The organism is Ehrlichia canis str. Jake, assembly GCF_000012565.1.
In the GTDB taxonomy this organism is placed as follows: domain Bacteria; phylum Pseudomonadota; class Alphaproteobacteria; order Rickettsiales; family Anaplasmataceae; genus Ehrlichia; species Ehrlichia canis.
On the sequence record NC_007354.1, the window covers coordinates 823,169 to 845,299 of the forward strand.

General features: G+C 29.3%; 19 protein-coding genes and 1 tRNA gene. 7 read left to right on the plus strand and 13 right to left on the minus strand.

Going from position 1 to position 22,131, the window contains the following annotated elements:
* Positions 1–193 precede the first annotated feature (193 nt).
* Together ECAJ_RS02930 and ECAJ_RS02935 are read right to left on the minus strand one after the other, a co-directional pair.
* Complete coding sequence (locus tag ECAJ_RS02930; protein ID WP_407918901.1) at positions 194–2,035, minus strand: ribonucleoside-diphosphate reductase subunit alpha; 1,842 nt, start codon at positions 2,033–2,035, stop codon at positions 194–196.
* Between the two features lie 172 nt (positions 2,036–2,207).
* Positions 2,208–2,280: transfer RNA gene (locus ECAJ_RS02935), tRNA-Glu, on the minus strand.
* 257 nt (positions 2,281–2,537) lie between these two features.
* Between ECAJ_RS02935 and ECAJ_RS02940 the strand changes: the two genes are divergently transcribed.
* Positions 2,538–3,389 carry a polyprenyl synthetase family protein gene (locus ECAJ_RS02940; protein WP_011304680.1) on the plus strand — a complete coding sequence of 284 codons (852 nt, stop codon included), beginning with the start codon at positions 2,538–2,540 and terminating at the stop codon, positions 3,387–3,389.
* Positions 3,390–3,394: 5 nt separating this feature from the next.
* Complete coding sequence (locus ECAJ_RS02945; RefSeq protein WP_011304681.1) at positions 3,395–4,306, plus strand: hypothetical protein; 912 nt, start codon at positions 3,395–3,397, stop codon at positions 4,304–4,306.
* A gap of 705 nt (positions 4,307–5,011) precedes the next feature.
* Here ECAJ_RS02945 and ECAJ_RS02950 read toward each other — a convergent pair.
* From ECAJ_RS02950 to ECAJ_RS02960, 3 genes are all read right to left on the minus strand, one after another.
* A complete protein-coding gene (locus ECAJ_RS02950) occupies positions 5,012–6,073 on the minus strand; it encodes an FAD-dependent oxidoreductase (protein WP_011304682.1) in 1,062 nt (353 codons plus the stop codon).
* 451 nt (positions 6,074–6,524) lie between these two features.
* Positions 6,525–7,991, minus strand: coding sequence for a replicative DNA helicase (locus tag ECAJ_RS02955; protein ID WP_011304683.1), 1,467 nt, complete (start codon positions 7,989–7,991; stop codon positions 6,525–6,527).
* 757 nt (positions 7,992–8,748) lie between these two features.
* Positions 8,749–9,174 carry a hypothetical protein gene (locus tag ECAJ_RS02960; RefSeq protein WP_011304684.1) on the minus strand — a complete coding sequence of 142 codons (426 nt, stop codon included), beginning with the start codon at positions 9,172–9,174 and terminating at the stop codon, positions 8,749–8,751.
* 143 nt (positions 9,175–9,317) lie between these two features.
* Here ECAJ_RS02960 and ECAJ_RS02965 point away from each other — a divergent pair, with 143 nt between their 5' ends.
* The gene (locus tag ECAJ_RS02965; RefSeq protein ID WP_011304685.1) at positions 9,318–9,737 is read left to right on the plus strand and encodes a nucleoside deaminase; all 420 of its coding nucleotides are present in this window, start codon (positions 9,318–9,320) and stop codon (positions 9,735–9,737) included.
* A 905-nt stretch (positions 9,738–10,642) separates the two neighbouring features.
* Here ECAJ_RS02965 and ECAJ_RS02970 read toward each other — a convergent pair.
* From ECAJ_RS02970 to rpmF, 3 genes are read right to left on the minus strand one after another with little or no spacing between them, the layout of a single operon-like run.
* Complete coding sequence (locus ECAJ_RS02970) at positions 10,643–11,602, minus strand: beta-ketoacyl-ACP synthase III (protein ID WP_011304686.1); 960 nt, start codon at positions 11,600–11,602, stop codon at positions 10,643–10,645.
* 12 nt (positions 11,603–11,614) lie between these two features.
* Positions 11,615–12,628 carry a phosphate acyltransferase PlsX gene (gene plsX, locus ECAJ_RS02975; RefSeq protein WP_011304687.1) on the minus strand — a complete coding sequence of 338 codons (1,014 nt, stop codon included), beginning with the start codon at positions 12,626–12,628 and terminating at the stop codon, positions 11,615–11,617.
* Between the two features lie 27 nt (positions 12,629–12,655).
* Entirely contained in the window at positions 12,656–12,841 is a 186-nt protein-coding gene (gene rpmF / locus ECAJ_RS02980; RefSeq protein WP_011304688.1) for a 50S ribosomal protein L32, read from the minus strand.
* A gap of 142 nt (positions 12,842–12,983) precedes the next feature.
* Here rpmF and tgt point away from each other — a divergent pair, with 142 nt between their 5' ends.
* A complete protein-coding gene (tgt, locus tag ECAJ_RS02985; RefSeq protein WP_011304689.1) occupies positions 12,984–14,174 on the plus strand; it encodes a tRNA guanosine(34) transglycosylase Tgt in 1,191 nt (396 codons plus the stop codon).
* An 893-nt stretch (positions 14,175–15,067) separates the two neighbouring features.
* Here tgt and pstB read toward each other — a convergent pair.
* The 5 genes from pstB to ECAJ_RS03010 all read right to left on the minus strand — a co-directional run bounded on the left by pstB (position 15,068) and on the right by ECAJ_RS03010 (position 19,423).
* The gene (gene pstB, locus ECAJ_RS02990) at positions 15,068–15,829 is read right to left on the minus strand and encodes a phosphate ABC transporter ATP-binding protein PstB (RefSeq protein WP_011304690.1); all 762 of its coding nucleotides are present in this window, start codon (positions 15,827–15,829) and stop codon (positions 15,068–15,070) included.
* A gap of 13 nt (positions 15,830–15,842) precedes the next feature.
* Complete coding sequence (dapB, locus tag ECAJ_RS02995; protein WP_011304691.1) at positions 15,843–16,646, minus strand: 4-hydroxy-tetrahydrodipicolinate reductase; 804 nt, start codon at positions 16,644–16,646, stop codon at positions 15,843–15,845.
* Positions 16,643–17,134: a flavin reductase family protein gene (locus tag ECAJ_RS03000; RefSeq protein WP_011304692.1), complete on the minus strand. Its 492-nt coding sequence runs from the start codon at positions 17,132–17,134 to the stop codon at positions 16,643–16,645. Before ECAJ_RS03000 ends, dapB begins: the two co-directional genes overlap by 4 nt.
* Positions 17,135–17,182: 48 nt before the next feature.
* Positions 17,183–18,061: a 4-hydroxybenzoate octaprenyltransferase gene (gene ubiA, locus ECAJ_RS03005; protein WP_011304693.1), complete on the minus strand. Its 879-nt coding sequence runs from the start codon at positions 18,059–18,061 to the stop codon at positions 17,183–17,185.
* Positions 18,062–18,535: 474 nt separating this feature from the next.
* The gene (locus tag ECAJ_RS03010; protein WP_011304694.1) at positions 18,536–19,423 is read right to left on the minus strand and encodes a 4-hydroxybenzoate octaprenyltransferase; all 888 of its coding nucleotides are present in this window, start codon (positions 19,421–19,423) and stop codon (positions 18,536–18,538) included.
* Between the two features lie 281 nt (positions 19,424–19,704).
* Here ECAJ_RS03010 and rpmH point away from each other — a divergent pair, with 281 nt between their 5' ends.
* The 3 genes from rpmH to ECAJ_RS03020 all read left to right on the plus strand — a co-directional run bounded on the left by rpmH (position 19,705) and on the right by ECAJ_RS03020 (position 21,569).
* Positions 19,705–19,839, plus strand: a complete 135-nt coding sequence (rpmH, locus tag ECAJ_RS04950) for a 50S ribosomal protein L34 (protein WP_011304695.1) — start codon at positions 19,705–19,707, stop codon at positions 19,837–19,839.
* Positions 19,830–20,189, plus strand: a complete 360-nt coding sequence (locus tag ECAJ_RS03015; protein ID WP_011304696.1) for a ribonuclease P protein component — start codon at positions 19,830–19,832, stop codon at positions 20,187–20,189. The genes rpmH and ECAJ_RS03015 overlap by 10 nt, the downstream gene beginning before the upstream one ends.
* 69 nt (positions 20,190–20,258) lie before the next feature.
* On the plus strand, positions 20,259–21,569 hold the full coding sequence (locus tag ECAJ_RS03020; protein ID WP_011304697.1) for an alanine/glycine:cation symporter family protein: 1,311 nt from the start codon (positions 20,259–20,261) through the stop codon (positions 21,567–21,569).
* Positions 21,570–22,131 lie beyond the last annotated feature (562 nt).

Sequence of the window (22,131 nt, forward strand, 5' to 3'; positions counted from 1 at the left end):
AACTTAATTATTCACCACAATAATCAATAACACAGTGACACATTTACATATTAACTTCAAGTCAATATGTATATTACTCAAAACACAGTTTATTTATCGAACCTTATATACATCTGATAATATTTTCTAAATCTTAATTCACTAAAAACTGACTATATATAAATTATTATTCATTCTATAAATTTTTCTACGATTACTGACAAGATAAACATTCATTATAATCAAAGTTTGTTATTTGCTTATATTGTTCTACTGATTTTTCTAATGCCCCATGCGATACTTTATCTGCACGCTGGATTGATTTTGATCTACAATAATATAAACTTTTCAGTCCCTTTTTCCATGCAAGAAAATGTATCTTATGCAAATACCGCTTATGAACATTAGCAGGTAGAAAAATATTTACAGATTGTGCCTGACATATATATTTTGACCTATCACTTGTATGCTCTATTATCCATCTTTGATCAAGCTCATATGCAGTTTTGAATATCAATTTTTCTTCTTCTGTCAAGAAATCTAAATGTTGCACTGAACCTTCATTAGTTGAAATAGAAGACCACACTTGTTCATTATCTTTGCCTTTTACAATAAGTAACTTTTGTAAGAACTTATTCCGCACAATAAAAGAACCAGTTAAAGTTTTATGTGTAAAAACATTTGCCGCATATGGTTCAATTCCAGGAGAAGTATTGCCAGCAATAATAGAAATTGACGCAGTAGGAGCAATAGATAACTTATTTACAAATCTCTCTATAACACCAGCATCCTGTGCATCAGGACATGAACCTTTTTCCATAGCAATATTATAAGATGCAGCATCAGCATGTCGTTTTATATGAGAAAATATCTTCTTATTCCATATTGTAGCAGCTACAGACTCAAACGGTATCATTTTACTCTGCAAAAATGAATGAAATCCCATAACACCAACTCCTATACTACGTTCACGCATTGCAGAATATTTTGCTCTTTCCATATCATTAGGTGCTTTTTCTATAAAATCAGTTAATACATTATCAAGAAACCTCATCACATCTTCAATAAATAGTGAATTGTCTTTCCATTTTTCATAGTATTCAAGATTTAATGATGCAAGACAACATATAGCAGTACGGGATTTATTTAAATGATCATACCCAGTAGTAAGAGTTATTTCAGTACATAAATTGGACATTTTTATGTTTAAATTAAGCTTTTTATAAATTTCAGGTTTATTTTGCTCAACTTGATCAATAAATAATATATACGGTTCTCCTGTTTCAACTCTTGTAGTCAAAATTTTTATCCATATATCACGTGCTTTTACAGTAAAAATTACTGATTGATCTTTAGGACTTATTAAGTCCCACGGTTCATCATTTTCCACACATTTCATGAATTTATCTGATAATACAACACCATGGTGTATATTCAATGCTTTTCTATTAGGATCACCGCCTGTCGGTTTTCTTAAGTCTAAAAATTCTTCAATTTCTGGATGCCAGACAGGTAAGTATACAGCAGAGCTACCACGACGTAACGAGCCCTGGCTAATTGCTAAAGTTAAAGCATTTTGAACTACAATAAACGGTATGATACCAGAAGTCTTACCGCTACCACGTACTTTTTCACCTATAGAACGCAAATTTCCCCAATAACTTCCTATACCACCACCCTTAGATGCTAACCATACATTTTCATTCCATAAATTAACAATACCTCTTAAGCTATCCTCTGTCTCATTTAAAAAACATGAAATTGGCAATCCTCTATTTGTACCACCATTACTTAATATAGGAGTAGCGGGCATAAACCACAATTGACTCATATAATCATATAGCCTTTGCGCATGCTCTGGATTATCTGAATAATACTCAGAAATTCTTACAAATAACTGTTGATAATCTTCATTTTCAAGCAAATACCTATCAGATAATACAGCCTTACCAAAAGATGTAAGATTATTATCTCTTCCATAATCAACAATTACTTTTCTCATAATTTCTACCATTTTTTCATCATTTAAAACTACATACTGTAAAAATGCATATATATTGTATGTATTTACTATATAAAACACAATATATAGAAATGCAAAACATCTTGCAAAAACTTTACACTACATACAACTCTACAATATGGTTTTAAACTTACACGGTTAATACAAGAGATACACTTAACTAGGAAAGCACACATCCACTTAAAAGTGTAATAAAAGATAAAAGTGACTCCCACGGGAGTCGAACCCGCGTTACCACCGTGAAAGGGTGGTGTCCTGGACCACTAGACGAAGGAGTCATGTCAGCTGATTATAAAATTGAACATCAGCATAGTCAAACATTATTCTGTAATTTAATTTATCATGTAAATAAAAATATTAAAATATACTTATTACATAAAGTATTTATTAAAATAAATGATCAAAACTCTTAAAAAACAAAGCATAGATTACATAAACTAACCAGTAACTGGCTTAAACTAAAATAACTTATAAATTTTTTCTAACAACTATAAATTACATTGCATATTATTTTATAGTTCCTATAATCTTCAGAATGAAACAACGTTTAGAGGGAATTTTGTCCTGTAATATATCAGAGCTAATGAAACATTATAGTAGCTTACTTATCCAAAAGCTAGAGAGTATGCTACCAGAAAATAATCAAGATATATTACTGACATCTATAAGATACTCTATATTTTCTCCTGGTAAGCATATACGTCCTTTTCTTGTTAATGCTGTAGCTCAAATGTTTGATGTCAATGTAGATAGAACTCTACCTGTTAGTGCAGCTGTAGAAATCATACATGTCTACTCATTAATACATGATGATCTACCAGGAATGGATAATGAAGAAATACGCCGTGGACAAGCAAGCTCTCATAAAAAATTCAACGAAGCAGTTGCAATATTAACTGGTGATGCATTATTAACTCTAGCATTTGAAATATTATCAACAATCAATGAATCACCACTTATACGATGCCGTATAATAAAAACTTTAGCTCATGCTATAGGATACCAAGGCATGATACAAGGGCAAATACTTGATACAGAAACTATAGCAAAAGACATAAATGAAATACAAAACATACATGTATTAAAAACAGCACAGTTTTTTTCTGCAATATGTGAATTAGGAGGAATATTAGGTAACGCATCAAATATCCAATTAAATGCTCTTGCAAATTATGGATTAAATCTTGGACATGCTTTTCAAATAAAAGATGATATTGCAGATGAAGATCAAGATAAATCCAAAAACAATATCCTCAATATAATAAACAATAAAGATGCTAAAAACTATGCTAGTAATCTAATAGATAAATCAATTGAACACTTAACTATTTTTTCACATAAGGCAGATATTCTACACAGTTTAGCAGGCTTTATAAGAAATTTATAAAAAATATGAAAAAAATACTTTATAGATTATTATACCTCTGTCTCATTCTAATATCTGTAGCATTGATAGGAAATGGATTACAAATCCTATACACAAAAGCAATGCTTAACAAACAAGATACTAATAACCATACAAAAGCATATAAAATTAATATTAATAACTCCCTGACACATATGATAGGATATGACCTATTAAAACCACTAATTGAAGCACGTATTGACTATTATATTAAAAAAAATGGATTGGTTGACTATTTAGAAAATATTAAACATAAAATCATAAAGCCAGATCTATTCAAAGCATATGATATCGCAGATGGAAATGGTAAAAAAGTACTCTGTGGGCAAAACATTTCTGCAGTAGTATATAAATTTTCACATAACACAGATAGTAAAAATATTATTTCTCAAACACTAAAAAATATTCCACAAGAAGTAACATTCAACTTAGGAGAAAGTATTGTAAAAGAACTAAACTATACAATAGAAGGAATGGAAGAGGAAGGCCAACGTATTATCATATTAACAGATGAAGAAAATAATCTGAAAGAACAGTATTATGTCAAATTAACATCTATTAATTCATCATATCCAGATGAAATCAATGACATGTTGATTTTTAATAATACCATTGAAGATTATAAAGGTACAATTAACAAAATACGCTGCGGAGATAGTGTAAAAGTGAGATATGATATACGTGAGTCAAATGGAAAAATAATATTAGAGAACCAAGAATTAAAAGTAGATATTGGAAAAAATCAAGTTCCTCTTGCAATAGAACTAGGGATTATTAACATGAGATCAGATATGACACGATCCATCATAGCCTCACCAAAGCTCTTTACCAATTTTGAGAAACTTGAACACTTCGATGAAAATAACATTAAAATAATTGATATAAGTATTATTGAATGATACTTTCTAAAATATATTTATGTAAAACACTTCTAGAAATATGATTACAGGTTGTATTTAATCTGCTAATGCAGCAACATCTTTTTATTATCAGATTTTTTTCTATAGAATAGCTAAGCATTATATTTCATACACATTATAATATTTAGATAATAATATATCAAACATAATATCTATTACGTGTTAATACAGCACAGTAATATTACAACATTTTTTATTTTCTATACTTTCTCATGACATAGTATCAACAAACTAATACCGTATAGCATACTTATTAATAATACATTATAAATATCAAACACACAAATTACTCTTTTAAATTATGAAGTTTTGATTTATGAATAAGTTATCTATTGCTCGTCAATTCCTATTATCGCCGACAATACTTCTCCTAAAATTGAACCATATACGGCAAATGTTTTTACACATAAAACTTTAACTGATTCTTTTATTGTGCGGAATAAGTTCTTACAAAAGTTACTTATTGTAAAAGGAATAGATAATAGATTAGTAAAATCTAAATAAACTATACTGATTAATTAACCTAATACTTATTATATCTCATAATCCCAAAGATATAAAATAACAAGCACAAAACTTAGGTACTTAGAAATTTCATTGTTACAAGTTTTCAAATACAATTAATAATACAAATTTTTACACAAAGTACAGATATCACTAAAAATTTAACACATACATCTTGCACTAATTAATTATCTCAATAATCGAAGAATTACTACTAAAGTTTTCATTAAGTAATAATATTACCTCCTCTATTAAAGATGGAGTTAACAAATACCCATGTCGATACAACCCATTAATCCTTACTAAATTACCTTGAACATATATTTTAGGTAAATTATCAGTAAATGCCGCTCTGCAATTACTCGACATATCTATAATTCTTGCTTCAGCAAAACCCTTATGTACTGAATAAGCTGCAGACAATAACTCTAATACAGATTGTACTGAAACTTCAGACATATCTGAACTTTCTATTTCAGTAGCTCCAACAACAAATTGAGAATTCCTTCTAGGGACTATATATATACTGTATCTAGGGTGTACCATTCTAATTGGCCTATTTAAAATAACTTGTGGAGCATATAATAACAATACTTCACCTCTAACTCCTCTTAAATTAGGTAAATCATTTTTTGCACCTATACCCCTACAATCAAACACAAAGTCAAATTTAAATTTTCTATCTTCTACAAAAACAACTCTACTAACAATCTCATTAACAACAGCATACTCATACCAAATCACACCATAGTGTTCTAAAGTACGAGTTGTATTATAAAACAGCTGTGAAGTATCAATTTGCCCCTCTCCTGGCAAATATAATCCATAAGGAAACGAGAGATTAGGTTCAAGTACTTTCAAATCACTTTCATCTATTATTTGTAAATCATTAAGACAAGATCTTTTTTTAATAAACATTATCATTCTCTCAAGATCTGATATGTCATTTCTATGAGCTACTATTAGACTACCAAGCATCTTAAAAGAAGTATCACCTAATATACTGCTGAGAATTCTTGGCCATAAATTTAATGATTTTACACCCAACTCAAAAATAGTTTTCTCCATTTTTTCTGATTCCGAATATAAAGCAAGCATACCTGCAGCAATAACACCACAACTTCTCTTGTCATTTTTACCAAATTTATCAAATAAAGTAACCTGCCAACCTTCACGTAACAATCTTAATGCTAATAACCTACCTACTAACCCCGCTCCTACAACTGCTGCTTTCTTATTCATGATAAATAATTAATTAAATAAACACTTTTTAATACCAATATCATACCCATAGCACAATAATGCAACAATTCAACATTTACAATCTTCTTAGATCAAATACTTAAAACATTACACAAAAAAACTACATTACTTTACCAAGTATCACAGCTTCTATTGATTTAAATAAAAAACATTAATATACTAGAACTACAATATATTACACGAACTATATATTTCATGATAAAAAACTCACTTGTAACTCAAATACTTACCTTATCTATACAGCATAACCTAATATTAATGTAATCCTAACAGCACATAATAATCTAGCATAGCTAGCTGACATTATATTGTTTCAATACTAATCAATAAGACACTCACCTTTTTAATTAATCTTCTTTTAAGAAGCATCGCTAATATTATCACTATATAAGCTAACCTACACATTTATACAAGTAGACTTCAAATATTTTTACAAATTAAAATCCGCAGGATTATATCTTGATGTATAATCTTTAAATCTACCTTTTTCCGCTTCAAAAAATAACTTAATATTTCCTATTGGACCATTACGCTGCTTTGAGATCAGTATATCTGCAACATTACTTATTGAATTCATTTTTTCTTGCCATTCCACATGCTTAGCTGTACCTTCAGCTGGTTGTTTTCTAAGTTCATAATACTCTTCCCTATACAAAAACATTACAACATCAGCATCTTGTTCTATACTACCAGAATCTCTTAAGTCTGATAGTTGAGGTTTTTTATCATCACGTTGTTCAACTAACCTAGACAACTGAGATAAAGCAACAACTGGTATATTTAGTTCCTTCGCAATAGATTTAAGTCCTTGTGTTACCTCTGATACTTCTTGAACTCTATTTTCTCCACTACGCTTAGTCGTACCTTTGACTAATTGTAAATAATCTATAAATACAGCTTCTAAATTATATAGTTGATGCATTCTTCTAATCCTAGTTCTTAAACTACTAATAGATATACTAGATGAATCATCAATAATTAATGGTAAACTACACACTTTAGTACTAGCATCAATTACTTTTTTAAGCTCTTCCCCACTAATCTTTCCAGACAGTGCCTTATAAGAACTTACATCAGATTCAATAGCTATAACTCTAGAAGCTAATTGTTCAGCTGACATCTCTAATGAAAAAAATCCAATATGCTGACCATTATATTGACTACTATTACTTAAAATCTTACATGCATTTAATGCCATATTTAATGCTAAAGCTGTTTTTCCCATAGAAGGACGCGCAGCTAAAATCAGCAAATCAGATTTTTGTAACCCATTTAGCAGTTGATCTAGATCACGAAATCCAACAGATACACCCTGTAATACTCCTTCATTATTTTTTGCAAACTCTATTTTTTTCTTAATATTTGCAACTAAAAGTGCAAATTGGTGATAAGTTTTATCAGACTTTCCTTGACTACCAAGCAAAAACAACTTTTGTGCAGCATTTTCTATTTGATAAATTGCAGAATTATCAACATCATAATTATATGCCCCACTAATTAAATCCTGACCAAATGAAATGAGACATCTTCTCAAATAAGCATCAACAACTATATTTGCTACATTTTTAATATCAAAAACTATACTAGCTTTTGCTGCAATTTTTGCTAAATATTCAACTCCACCAGATTGAATTAAATCTTCATCATTGTCAAAAAACATCTTCAAACTAACTTCATTAGCAACTAGCCCACGCTTGTTAATCTTTACTATTTGTTCAAAGATACGACGATGTAGAGTATCAAAAAATACATCACTTGTTATTATGTCTTCAACCGCATCACAAATTCTATTGTCACGCAACATTGATCCTAATAATATCTGTTCAGCTTCAATATTACAAGGAAGTTCAGATATTATCTGACCAAAGTTCTTACCAGCACTAGATTTTAATTCCAAAATACCCTCTCAAAAGTAATAATATTATATTTAGATAAAAACTTACACACTATTTATAACATCTTACATTTACTAACAAACCAAAAAATTCAATTATTATTTAAAAAACAGTTATAAATACTAAGCATATTTATACCACTCAACAGCAGTAGTTCATACCAATGAAATCCACATGATTTTGACGTATCTCATAAACAGTATAATATAACAAAACCTAAAATTTGACTGATAACTGGAAATTAGTAGATGTAACAAAACATTCACAGTAACATATTTGTACTCACAATATCAAATATATAAGAGTCTCTACATCTCTTACACAAAAAATTAAAAATTGACATTACAAACTTACAATTGCTAAAAATCAAATTTCTTACTTCTCTAATTCATTATAAAAATAACAACACCTTAACAAAATTCTTCCATACACTGTTAGATTATACAAAAACAAACATTATGTTAATGCTACACCTATTATTTCTAGTAGACAAAATTAAAATTCACATAGCAAATCTATCAGGTATAGAAAATGAAACTTTCTTGATTTATCATTAAAAATAGCAACGCTTAACAAAATTTTTCTATATACTAATCACATTAGATACAAACACCACATTAACTATCACTATGAATACTATACAAAATAAATAAAATTTATAATTTATCTATGTTAAAAATAGTAGACATAAAATTACACAAGATATGTACTATCAGACGCAACTATCATACAATGTGGATATAGATTTAAAATAAATAACTATTTAGATCTTCCTTTATATTTTCCTTGAGATAAAGATCTCATACTTACAAACATCTGCCAAAACCCAGTTTCTTCTTTATCGAACTTCAACCCAGCAAATCTCTGCAATTTTTCTGACATTACAAACCTGGTCCAATGCCCTATTGGCTCCATAATATCAACAATTTTAATATTACTTTTATATTCTGTATTACCTTGAGTAATATCACGAACTAACATTTGATGTTTAATAAGCTCTTTTTGCTTTTTTTCTATATACTTTTTATATTTTTCTTCATCTGTTAGCTGTTCTTCACAATCATCACCAACAAATATTTTTAAAATATGCTCATGTACATAATTCTTATATAAACTAAACAGTGCTATACAAATACCTAAAGCACCTAAAGCTATTACTAAAGAAATAAGAACATCAAAATACATAAAAATATATTAAAAACCTCACATTATATTATATCACAATTCTACTAAAATAGTAACTCCATCTTTATTATACTAAAATAATATTTTTTCTATATATAATATTATTTTTACTAAAATATAAAATAGTGTTTAACTATACATATATGAAACTAGCTATTTCAAAAGCACAAGAAGATTTATCAGAAGTACCAGTAGGAGCAGTGATAGTATATAATGATGAAGTAATATCTTCTTCTAACAATTCAAATATACAAAATACAGATCCAACTGCTCATGCAGAAATTTTAGCTATAAGGGAAGCATGTAAAATACTATCTACACAAATATTAGATCAATGTGATATATATGTAACTTTAGAACCATGTGCAATGTGTGCACAAGCCATATCATTTGCTAAGCTACGAAGATTATACTTCGGAGCTTACAATAAAAAATACGGAGCAATTGAAAACGGAGCTAGAATCTTTCAATTTTGCCATCACGTACCAGAAATATATGGAGGAATACTAGAAAATGAAAACATAAAGCTGATAACAGATTTTTTTAAAAAACTAAGGAAATAGCAACCCCTACACAACATTAAATCAAATGTATCATTTTCATAACCCAGTATATACAACAGAAAAGATGTAATGCTAAACTTATATAAAAATATAAAACCTACTACTAATCTAACAAATCTTTCACCTAATAATAAAAATCCAAATAAAGTAATACTATAAAGACACTAATTCATCACACTACCTTAACATATTGAAAGCACACTTACTAGAACTACAATCTATTCTTCGAATAAAAACACAACATTTTTTAACTTTCCAAAACTTTTACACATGATAATTTTAAACAGCAATACATACTAGAACACACATTGTATGTAAAATTATTAACTTAACAAGTATGTACTCTAAATAATGTTTAATACACTGCTACACTTATATTTTCTATCTTAGACGACTTTTTTAATTATATAGTCTTAACAAACAATATTGCAAATATATTAGTACACTTACTCACCCAAGCATGCTAAATGTCACTCACAAATATGTATCTAACTAAAACAATATTAATTATTGTTATTCAGCAATATTAAATTGTTTTATCTAACATAAATTGAATCACTTAACACATACACAAGAAACTAATAACGCAGATGTACCAACATACTCATGTCATCTAATAAATATACTATAAAATACGTTTAAACATCTACTTTAAGTAAAAATACTACCTACAGCTCCTAATATAATAACATCATGCTTTCTTACTTGAAAAACCTTTTTAATATTACAGTTTTACGTACTGTATTACATACACATCAAAGTGCATATAAAAATACAAATTAAATATATAAAAATTACATCTAATACTTGCTAACATAGAAATATCAAGTTTTTCTACTACTTTATTCCAGAGATAGTACCAAGAAATTAATGCTGTAGATGTATTATTATCCATCTATGCAACCTTAAATACGTACTAAACATGTACCCCAAGTCAAACCACCACCTATTGCTGCCAATACAGCAACATCATGTTTTTTTAATTTTCCAGAACTTCTCGCATAATATAATGCCAAAGGAATTGATGCTGCAGAAGTATTAGCATGTTGATCAATGCTCACAATCATTTTTTCGTAAGGTATTTTTAATCTACGCGCTACTAATTCAATAATACGTATATTAGCCTGATGCAAAACGAACCAATCAATATCACATATTTCTAAATCATTTTGGCTCAAAATTTCAAGTATAGAAGCACTCAATTTTTCAATCGCATGTTCAAATACAACAGTACCATTCATGCATATAGTACCAGCAACACCATTATATGCTGTACCACCACTGGTGTATAACAAATCATGAAAAGTCCCATCAGAATGCAAATTAGTTGATATAATACCACTATCATCTTCAGTACTACTACTTAAAACTATTGCACCTGCTCCATCCCCAAATAAGACACAAGTAGACCTATCTTGCCAATCTAAAATCCTAGACATAATCTCAGCTCCTATAACTAAAACTGTTCTTACTTGGCCAGATTTAATAAAATTATCAGCAATAGACAGAGCATATACAAACCCAGAACACACTGCCTGAATATCAAAAGCAAACGCATTTTTACATCCCAACTTTGACTGTACTATAGTAGCACAACTAGGGAAAGTCCTATCTGGAGTAGTAGTTGCAACAATAATTAAATCAATCTCATTTTTATCAATACCAGCATTATCCAAAGCCAACTTAGCTGCACTTGTCGCCATATCAGAAGTCATTTCATTATCTTCAGCGATATGCCTTTGTTTTATACCAGTTCTCTTTACTATCCATTCATCACTAGTTTCAATAGTTAGAGTAAGCTCATCATTTGTTACTACCTTTTTAGGCAAATATGAGCCAATCCCTAATATGAGAGATCTTTTCATTTATAACCAACATTAACCCAATTCATGTATAATTTTAGCATTGATATTATTACGTGCAGCATTTACAGCTACTTTAACAGCATGAGCAAAAGCTATTTTATCAGCATTTCCATGACTTTTTACTACAACACCATTTAACCCTACTAACATAGCACCATTATAAATTTTTGGATTAAATTTCATGAAATTTCTTTTCATACTAGACTTTAATAACAGTCCTGCAATTTTAGTTATTATAGAACTAGAAACCGATTTTTCAAACACTGACTTAAAAATATATGCAATAGATTCAGCTACTTTTAATACAACATTTCCACAAAACCCATCTGCAACAACAACATCAACTTCACCACCTAACATATTAATAGGTTCAATATACCCACAAAAATTTATGCTACTTTCAGCTTGCCTTAACAACAAAAATGCTTCACGTATAACATCTGTGCCTTTAACTTCTTCTTCTCCAACATTTAGCAATGCCACTTTAGGATTAGGAACATTTAATACAGCTTTTGCAAAAGCATTACCCATAATTGCAAATTGAAATAAAGAATTAGCACTACAATCAACATTAGCACCCAAATCTAATATTACAAAATAACGTTCACACTTAGAAGGAAGTGCACAACAAATAGCAGGACGCTTTATATTAGGCAGTGTACCTAATACAAAACATGAAATAGCCATCAACGCTCCGGTATTACCAGACGACACAACCCCAGATGTTACACCATTCTTTATACTCTCAATTGCACACCACATACTAGAAGATTTACGCTTCCTTAAAGCAAAAGATGGCTTATCATTTGCTAATACTATATCTGGAGTATCAATAAATAAACTATGTTCTTTAACATTCTTATACTTATCTAACATAGGAAGCACTTGGCTTTCTTGTCCATATATATTAAAAGAAACATCTTTATTATCTAATAAATTTGTTAAGGCAAAGTCTAAACCACCTATTACTGCTTCAGGTGCAAAATCACCACCCATAGCATCCACTGCAATTGATATTATGCTCACTTAATACTTCCCAAAACAATATTATTATTATACACCACTAGTATCCACTTCTAATACTTGTTTTTCATTGTAATACCCACCTAAACATATGTGGTGAGACAATTTGTATTCTCCCGTTGTTTTATCAATTCCAATATTAGGAACTCTTAATCTACAATGAGAACGGTGCATATTACGACGTGATTTTGACTTCTTTCTCTTTGGTACAGCCATTAATATAACTCCAAAATTAAAAACACCAGCCTACATTATCATTGAAAACATATAAATTAGCAATATTTTTCAACTAATACCTAGCAAAAATTTAGAAAATAATTTAAATATTATCATTAAATATTGAATTTCTTGACTACCTATGTACAAAAATTTTGATTTTAAAATTATACACCAATACAATAATGCAAGACTAGGTACAATACTTACTCCTCATGGTACAATTAATACACCAGCTTTTATATTTTGTGCTACAAAAGGAGCTATTAAATCCGTTGATATATCAAAAATCAAAGAATCAGACACACAAATTATATTATCTAACACTTATCATTTAATGCTACAACCTGGTGCAGATATTATTGAAAAATTAGGTGGACTACATAAAGTCACTGGTTGGAATAAACCAATGCTGACAGATTCAGGTGGATATCAAATATTTAGTTTAGGATATGGATCAGTATCACATGAAATCAAAAATGCAGGAAGAAGTTACGGATCAAGAACTTTAGTATCCATTAGTGAAGAAGGCGCTGTTTTTAAATCTTATATCAATGGCAATTTATACCATTTAACGCCAGAAAAATCCATACAGATTCAACAAAAACTAGGAGCAGATCTCATTGTTGTACTAGATGAATGTACACCATTTCACATTAGTTATAAATATACTAAAGATTCAATGAATATGAGTCATAGGTGGGCAGTCAGGTGCATAGAACAATTTAAAAAAAACAATGATAATTCCCAAGCATTATACGGAATAATTCAAGGTGGAATTTATGAAGACCTCAGAATTGATAGTTGTAATTTTACAAATGATATGCCATTTTTTGGACATGCAATAGGTGGATCATTAGGAGCATGTAAACAACAAATGTATGACATTGTTTCATTAACAACAAGCAAATTAGACAAGAACCGTACCATACATCTATTAGGAATAGGTAATATTGATGATATATTTCAAGGAGTAAAATCAGGAATTGACACTTTTGATTGTGTATATCCAACAAGGATAGCTAGACATGGTGGCGCATTAGTAAAACCAAAGTATAGAAAAGAAGAAACACGTACTAAAGAATATATAAATCTTAGAAATCAAAGATTTAAAATAGATACAAATCCAATAGAATCAGACTGTTTATGTTTTACATGTTGTAATCATTCAAGAGGATATATTCATCATCTTTTGAAAGCACAAGAATTATTAGCTTACAGTTTAATTACCATACATAACATATACTTTATGAATAATCTAATGCAATCTATTAGAAAAGCCATACTTAATAATACATTAGAAGAAGAACAAAATCAGTGGGTTATACAATAACTTAAAATAACTCTAATACCAATACCATAATAAAATACTTGCAATAAAATTATGTGAACTTAAAAAACTAAAGAACTATCTAACTATATTCACTAATATTACAAGTATCTAATATCTACACTATTAACTATAAGTCCAGACACATATACTAAACTAAAGATTAGACATCAAAAGCATATAAAATTACACTATAAATTAACATAATGTAGAAATCACAATATTTATTATATTACACAGCATTTTAGATTATAGTTATATTGCACGCATAGCTATCACAAAATAACAAATTTAGAAAATCCGACATACACATTTATGGTTGCTGATATATTTCTGCTGAAGTTTACTACTTCACAAAAACAATGAATACAAAAGAATTTCAATATAAAATCAATATAACAATCCTGATTTACATAATCTATTGAGTATTATGACAAATTATTTTTTCAAAAATTACATATAGAAGATAATTAATTTACTAAAAAATCTATCACAAACACCACATGCCACACCTGTATTCTTGTGACAAATATTTTGCAAAATTCATTTATAGTATATGCTTCTTGTTTTTCGACAACTCATAAAATAATCAATTAACAAATAATGCGCTATCAATATAACTGATTCACTTCCCAACACTTTTTATGTGATTAAAATTTTAAAAACTTATTTATAACATTACAGTAAAACCGCTTGTAACATTAGCACTTATCAAATATTTCGTAAAATAGCTAAGCTTAAATAAAGTACTTAATAAAAAAACAAATACAACTTACTATATATCTTTTAATATTTCACTTTACTGAAAAACCTTCTCGACATTCAAATATCTTTTTAAAGCAATACCAATTATATATTTCATACAGAGTCACATAATAACCCAGTATAAAAACAACTTATAACTGATCAACTATATACCTCTGTGTTTTACTTGATTGCGGATTTTCAAAAATCTCTTGAGTAGTATTGTATTCAACGATTCTTCCAGAATCAAAAACTGCAACCCTATCAGATATTTTTTTTGCTTGTTTCATAGAATGAGTAACTACAATAATAGTAAAATGCTTTTTTAAGTTTTGTATCAAATTCTCAATTACATTTGTAGCAACAGGATCAAGAGCAGAACATGGTTCATCCATCAGTAACATTGTTGGCCTTACTGCAATAGCACGTGCTATACATAAACGCTGCTGTTGACCACCTGATAATTCAAAAGCATTATCTTTTAATCTATCACATAACTCTTCCCATAAACCAACACTTGTTAAGCTTCTTTCTACAATTTCATCTAATTTTTTTTTATTCTTAGCTAATCCATGTAGTTTTGGCCCATAAGCAACATTATCATATATAGATTTAGGGAACGGATTAGGCTTTTGAAAAACCATACCAACCTTTGCACGTAGAAGAACCACATTTGTATTAACAGAGTAAATACATATGTCATCAACATTTAAACTACCTTTGATTTTACAATTAGATATAAAATCATTCATACGATTGAAACACCTTAAGAAAGTAGATTTACCACATCCTGAAGGACCTATAAAGGCTGTAACTTCTCTTTTATATATATCCAAATTTATATCATGTAAAATTTGGTTAGTATCATACCATAAACTTAAGTTCCTTGCTGAAGCATGAATTTGCTGTGACATACATTCGCCCTAATTATTCTGCAGCCGCCATCATATCTGACATTGTATATACTCCAGGAGGTTGTTTTACTAACCACAATGCTGCCTTTAATGCTCCTTTTGCATAGAGATTTTTATTTAATGTTCTATGATTAAAGTCTATCATTTCTTCATCACTTACAAACATAATTCTGTGATCACTTAAATCACTACCACCTCTTGATACAGCATAACCAATAGTGTTAACATCTTGCCTAGCTTCTTGTGGAGTTCCACTTACATACTGTGCCTTTTTAAATGGAACATTTCTTCCTTTAGCTGCAGCTCTTCCTAAAATTAAAGATGTACCAGATGGAGAATCTTTTTTATATCTATGATGCATTTCCCACACTTCAATATCGTAATCAAATAGCTTTCTTGCAGCTTCTTCTACCAATTTTGCGAGTATGTTAACACCAAAGCTTACATTTGTAGTCCATAAAAATGGTATATTTTTTATGTAATCCTCAAAAACCATCTCTGTAGCAGCTGGACCAGTAGTACCACTTAACAAAGGCTTTTTCTTGCTTTCAGCCATTTTAATACATTCTAATAATGTCTGAGGGTTAGTAAATTCTACAACAATATCTGAAACATCAAAAAGATGTTCTAAAGAATCAATAGCTTTAGCAGAACAATTACATCCTACAATTTCTCCTAAAACCTGTCCAACATATGGATTACCTGGACGCACAAGACCTGCGCTCACCTGAGCATTAGGACTTGCTGAGATCTCAGCAACCAAGCGCTTACCTTGTTTACCTAAACACCCAACTATTCCTATATTTACTTTCGTCATAACACACCTCCTATTATCATATATTTACCTTTATAGTATACCAATGGTCTATCCTCATTATTTAATTTTGAACAATCTATAACTTCACCAACTATAATCTTATGATCTCCACCATCGTATACATGTTTTTTAGTGCAATATATATATGACATTACACCATCAATAACTGGAATGCCATCTATAACATTACTACTAAAATCTCCCCAATCTTGTACATAACGCTCTGCAAAACTTTTAGATACATCTTTCTGTTTTTCACTCAATATATTAACAATAAACCTTGAACACGAATGAAATATTTCAAACCTAGAAGCAGACTTTTCAATTGAAAATAACACCATAGGAGGCACTAGAGAAACAGAATTAAATGAATTTACTGTAATGCCGTGCATACTACCACTTTCACTCACCGTAGTAATAATTGTTATACCAGTAACAAACTCACTCAAACAAGACTTCAGATAAGCCTTAGAAATACCACCCATCATATTATTCAAATTATCTACCACACAACTACAGCGCTGTTTTTAAACTGCTTAAATTACCCTACCAAGGACAATGCCTAAAAATAAAATCAAGCCTACATATACATTTACTTTAAACATATACATACATTTTTCTGGGTTGTCAAAATCTGATTTTTTATATTGATAATAAAAAATAGCACCAATTATTAGAATTGCTATATAAAAAATAGGATGCAACATAGAAATTATACCAGCAGATATCCACATCGTTATGGTAATTATATACAACCTACCAATCCATAATCTAATATCATTACCAAATTTTATTGCAGTAGATTGTAAACCCAACTCAATATCATATTCTTTATCTTGCGCAGCATACACAGTATCATAACCTATTGTCCAAAAAACACATCCTATATAAAGTAATACAGCACTTAATGTTAAATGCCCGATAGTCATAGTACAACCAAGCAATACTCCAGAATTAAAAACTATGCCAAGTAACAACTGTGGCCAAGTAAAAAATCTTTTAGACAATGGATATAAAACAATCAATATCATTGATATAATACTAAGTTTAACAGTATACATGTTAGTGCAAGCAAGCAATAGACAGGCACATGCCAACAAAACTCCCAATACTTTTAATGCTTGCACAACACTCAAATTACCATTTGCTAATGGTCTATTTCTTGTTCTTTTCACTTTTGAATCTATCTTTCTATCAAAAATATCATTTATTATGCATCCAGCAGGTCTCATAATAAATGCCCCTATAACACATAAAATCATGTACCCACAGGCACGCAATACACTATGAGATACTAAAGCTATACTAGCTAAAGCAGGAAACATTGCTAAAAAAATTATTTCTACACTATGTAATCTCAATAATAACCTATACTCTCCGAAGTTAGACACAATATATTTCAATTTACACAACATAATATCCCCCCTAACATATCAGTTAGAAATAAGTATCATATTCACAATCATTACTCTAACAAAAATAAAACAAGTTTATAGCATCACAACTACAAAAACTACGTGCATCTTCCATACATCAAATAGAATACTTATCACTTATAATACTTCAGAATGACATTAGCCAATAAAAATACATAAATTTCTATAGAATAAAAAAGCTCACATCTTTCTTAACAAATGAAACAAGAACATATAGCATGATATAGAAGTTTAATAATATTAATCATATGTAATGTTAAAACAAATGGTATATTTTTTATAATATTCAAAAAATCATTACTGTAATAACTGCATTAGGACACAAATACTTTCTTTTATTCTCAGCAAGTTTTAATTATAATTCAAGCATACATAATTACTAGAAATACTATTAACAACATTACCCAAAACATTGTCCAAATTAATTTACTACATAATTAATTAAAGCACTATTTAAATTACATTAAGCACTCTACCAAACACAGCACCTACAAACAAAACTAATCCTATATATGCATTCATGTTAAACATATACATACATTTTTCTGAATTATCAAAATCTGATTTTTTATACTGATAATAAAAAATAACAGCAATTATCAAAACAGCTATATAAAAAACAGGATGCAACATAGCAACCACACCAGCAGACATCCACATTGCAACGGTAATAGTATATACTCTGCCAATCCACAACCTAATATCATTACCAAATCTTAATGCAGTAGAATTCAAACCTAACTTAGCATCACACTCTCTATCTTGTGCAGCATATATAGTATCATAACCTATTGTCCAAAAAATGCACCCTATATAGAGCAATATACAACTTAATGTGAGACGCCCAGTAATCATACTACATACAAGTAATACTCCAGAATTAAAGACTAGTCCAAGTAAGAATTGTGGCCAAGCAAAAAACCTTTTAGATAATGGATATATAACAATCAATATCATCGTTATAATACTCAGTTTAACAGTATACATATTAGTAAATACAAGCAATCCACATGAACACAATAAAAGAACTACTAGTACTTTTAACGCTTGAACAACAGTTAGACTCTTATCTGCTAATGGTCTATTTTTTGTTCTTTTCACTTTTGCATCTATTTCTCTATCACAAATACAATTTATTACACACCCAGCAGGTTTCACAATACTTGTTCCTACAATACACAAAAGCATGTACCAACAAGCACTCAACACATCATGAGATACTAAAACTACACTAACCAAACCAGGAAACAATGCTAGAAAAAATGTTTCTACCATATGCAGTCCTAATAATTCAATGTACTTATCAAAATTAGGTACAATATCCTTCAATTTACACAACATAATATCCCCATATAATCAATTAAATACATAAATTTCAGAAACATGAGTATTATATCCACAACCATTACTCTAACAAACAAAATAAGTTACAATATTACACACAATATCCAAACCCACTTGCTTCTCACTTCTATACACCAATTAGAAGACAATGAACTAATAATATTTCAACAAGTAAATTTCTATACAATAAAAAATGCTATACATCTTTCTTGACAAATAAAACAACACCATGTAGCTTAGAAGTAAAGTGTTAATACTATAATTTAGGAAATTCTAAAATGAAGGGAACTTTTCAGCCTAGTAGGATTGTACGTAAGCGTAGGCATGGCTTTAGATCAAGAATGTCAACAAAAATGGGTAGGAGGATTTTAAACCGTAGGCGTGCTCAAGGTCGTCGTGTTTTATGCGCTTAAAAGGTGTAACCACATTAAAAAAGAGGAAATGTTTTTTGTTTGCAAGGAATAATGGTGCTTTTATAGGTGGTTTTGGCTTATTTTTACAAGTAGTTAAAGAACCACATGGAGAGTTACTAGATGGTACCATTAGAGTTGGTTTTACAGTAAGTAAAAAAGTTGGTAAAGCTGTTATACGTAATAAGGTTAAAAGGCGTTTTCGTATACTAGCAAGAGATGTTCTCGTTAAACATGCTAATAAGGGATATTATTATATATTAATTGGTAATAGATACACACCAAAAGTTAGTTTTAAAGAAATGTCATTGAGATTGATAAGCTATCTGAATACTTCACGTTTATATTCTTAATAAAACTGTAGTTTACTGATAACTTGTCAATTTTTGTTAATTTTTCGCGTTTAACTTGTATGAGGCTATATGGACCTTTTAAATTTAGTGTTATCTTTCCCAGCAGTATTTTTGCTGTTATTTACTGGTATTTATTTATCAATAAAATCCAGATTTTTACAAATTACGAAACTTCCAAGTGCAATTTCGCTCATTACAATGAAGAAATATCGTGATAAGTCTTTCTCTATTGCTGCATTATGCACAATAATAGGAGGAAACTTAGGAGTTGGAAATATTTCAGGTACAGCAGTCGCATTAAAGTCAGGAGGCCCAGGGTTTGCACTATGGATGGTAATTATAGTGACACTATGCGCAATTATAAAATATACAACTTGTTATTTAAGTATAGAAACACGAGTAAAATTCAGTAAGCAGTATATTGGTGGACCTGCTATATATTTTAAAAATGCATTTAATACAAATAAAGCTGTAATAGTTTTTACTATACTCATGCTTATATGTTCAATTGCAATAGGTAATTTTGTGCAAGTTAATTCTCTATCAATACCAATGCAATTAATTAATAAGCCTCCAGTAATAGCAGGATTATTCATGTGTTTCATGTTTTTTGCCGTTACAACATTAAGGTTAGAAATTATTTCAGCATTAATTTCAAGGCTTGTTCCAGCAATGGCTGTAGCATATATAATACTATCATCTTTTGTACTGTATAAATTCAGTGACAACATTATACCTTCTATAAAACTAATGTTTTCCAATTTCCTAACTTTTGAAAGTTTTAAATCAGGAATGATAGGAGCATTTATATTAGAAACATTTCATATAATTCAAGTTGGAACTTTTAGAGGTATATTTGCAACAGATATAGGATTAGGACTAGAGGGTATGGTTCACTCTTCTATAAATAGCACTAGCAAAAATTTCAATACAAACCAAAGTCTTATTTCTTTAATATCACCATTTATAGTAGTCATTGTAACATTAGTCACAACTCTTGTCATATTGGTTACCAATACATGGCTTGGACCTCTTGAAAGTACAAACATGTGCATTGCTGCATTTAAATCTGCTTTTGATGGCCAATACATAAACTATATTATCATAGGTATTATGTTTTGCTTTTCATTTACAACTATTTTCACATGGTTTGTATGTGCTAAACACACTTTATATTGTCTCACAGGAGGAAAAGATAGTTTATGCATTAAAATGTGGAAAGTTTTATATACCATAATTATACCAATAGGTGCATTAGGAAAAGTGCAGTTTTTATGGGATATAGCTGATATTTCAATATCATTAATATTAATCAGCAATACAATTGCAATATTAATATTATTACCAAAATATAAGGACATATTTAAATGTAGTATATAAAACAGAATCTAAATAAAGGGGTGTTATAACCCCTTTATTTGTCATCTCACTATATAGCATTCACGCAAATTAAACTACTTAATAAAGCACTGTACAAGATATACAATTTTTCAGGACAATGCATTCCATACCATGTTAGTAAATATCTTATCAGTTTTTATCTTATTGTTTTTAAACAACTACTACATACTATACATAATATTACTATGACAAAATTGTAGAAGTAACTCAGTATTCTGTATTAGATATCTTGCAATTTTTAATACTACTGTTTGTATCTAAAATAGCATATGACTTTTCTCATATTACTAGATTAAACGTCATAATGATTAAAGTCCTCAACACTACATCCATGTACTATATCAAATATTTGACAATTCTCACACTTCCAATTTATTAAAAAAGATATGACTATCTAAACATCACCATTATTAAAACGTCATAGTCATTAAAGTTCTCAATATTATATTCATGTACCTAAACATTTGATAATTCTTAAACTTACAATCTGTTAAACAACATATGATTTATCTAGATATCACTATGATTAAAATATCAGGAA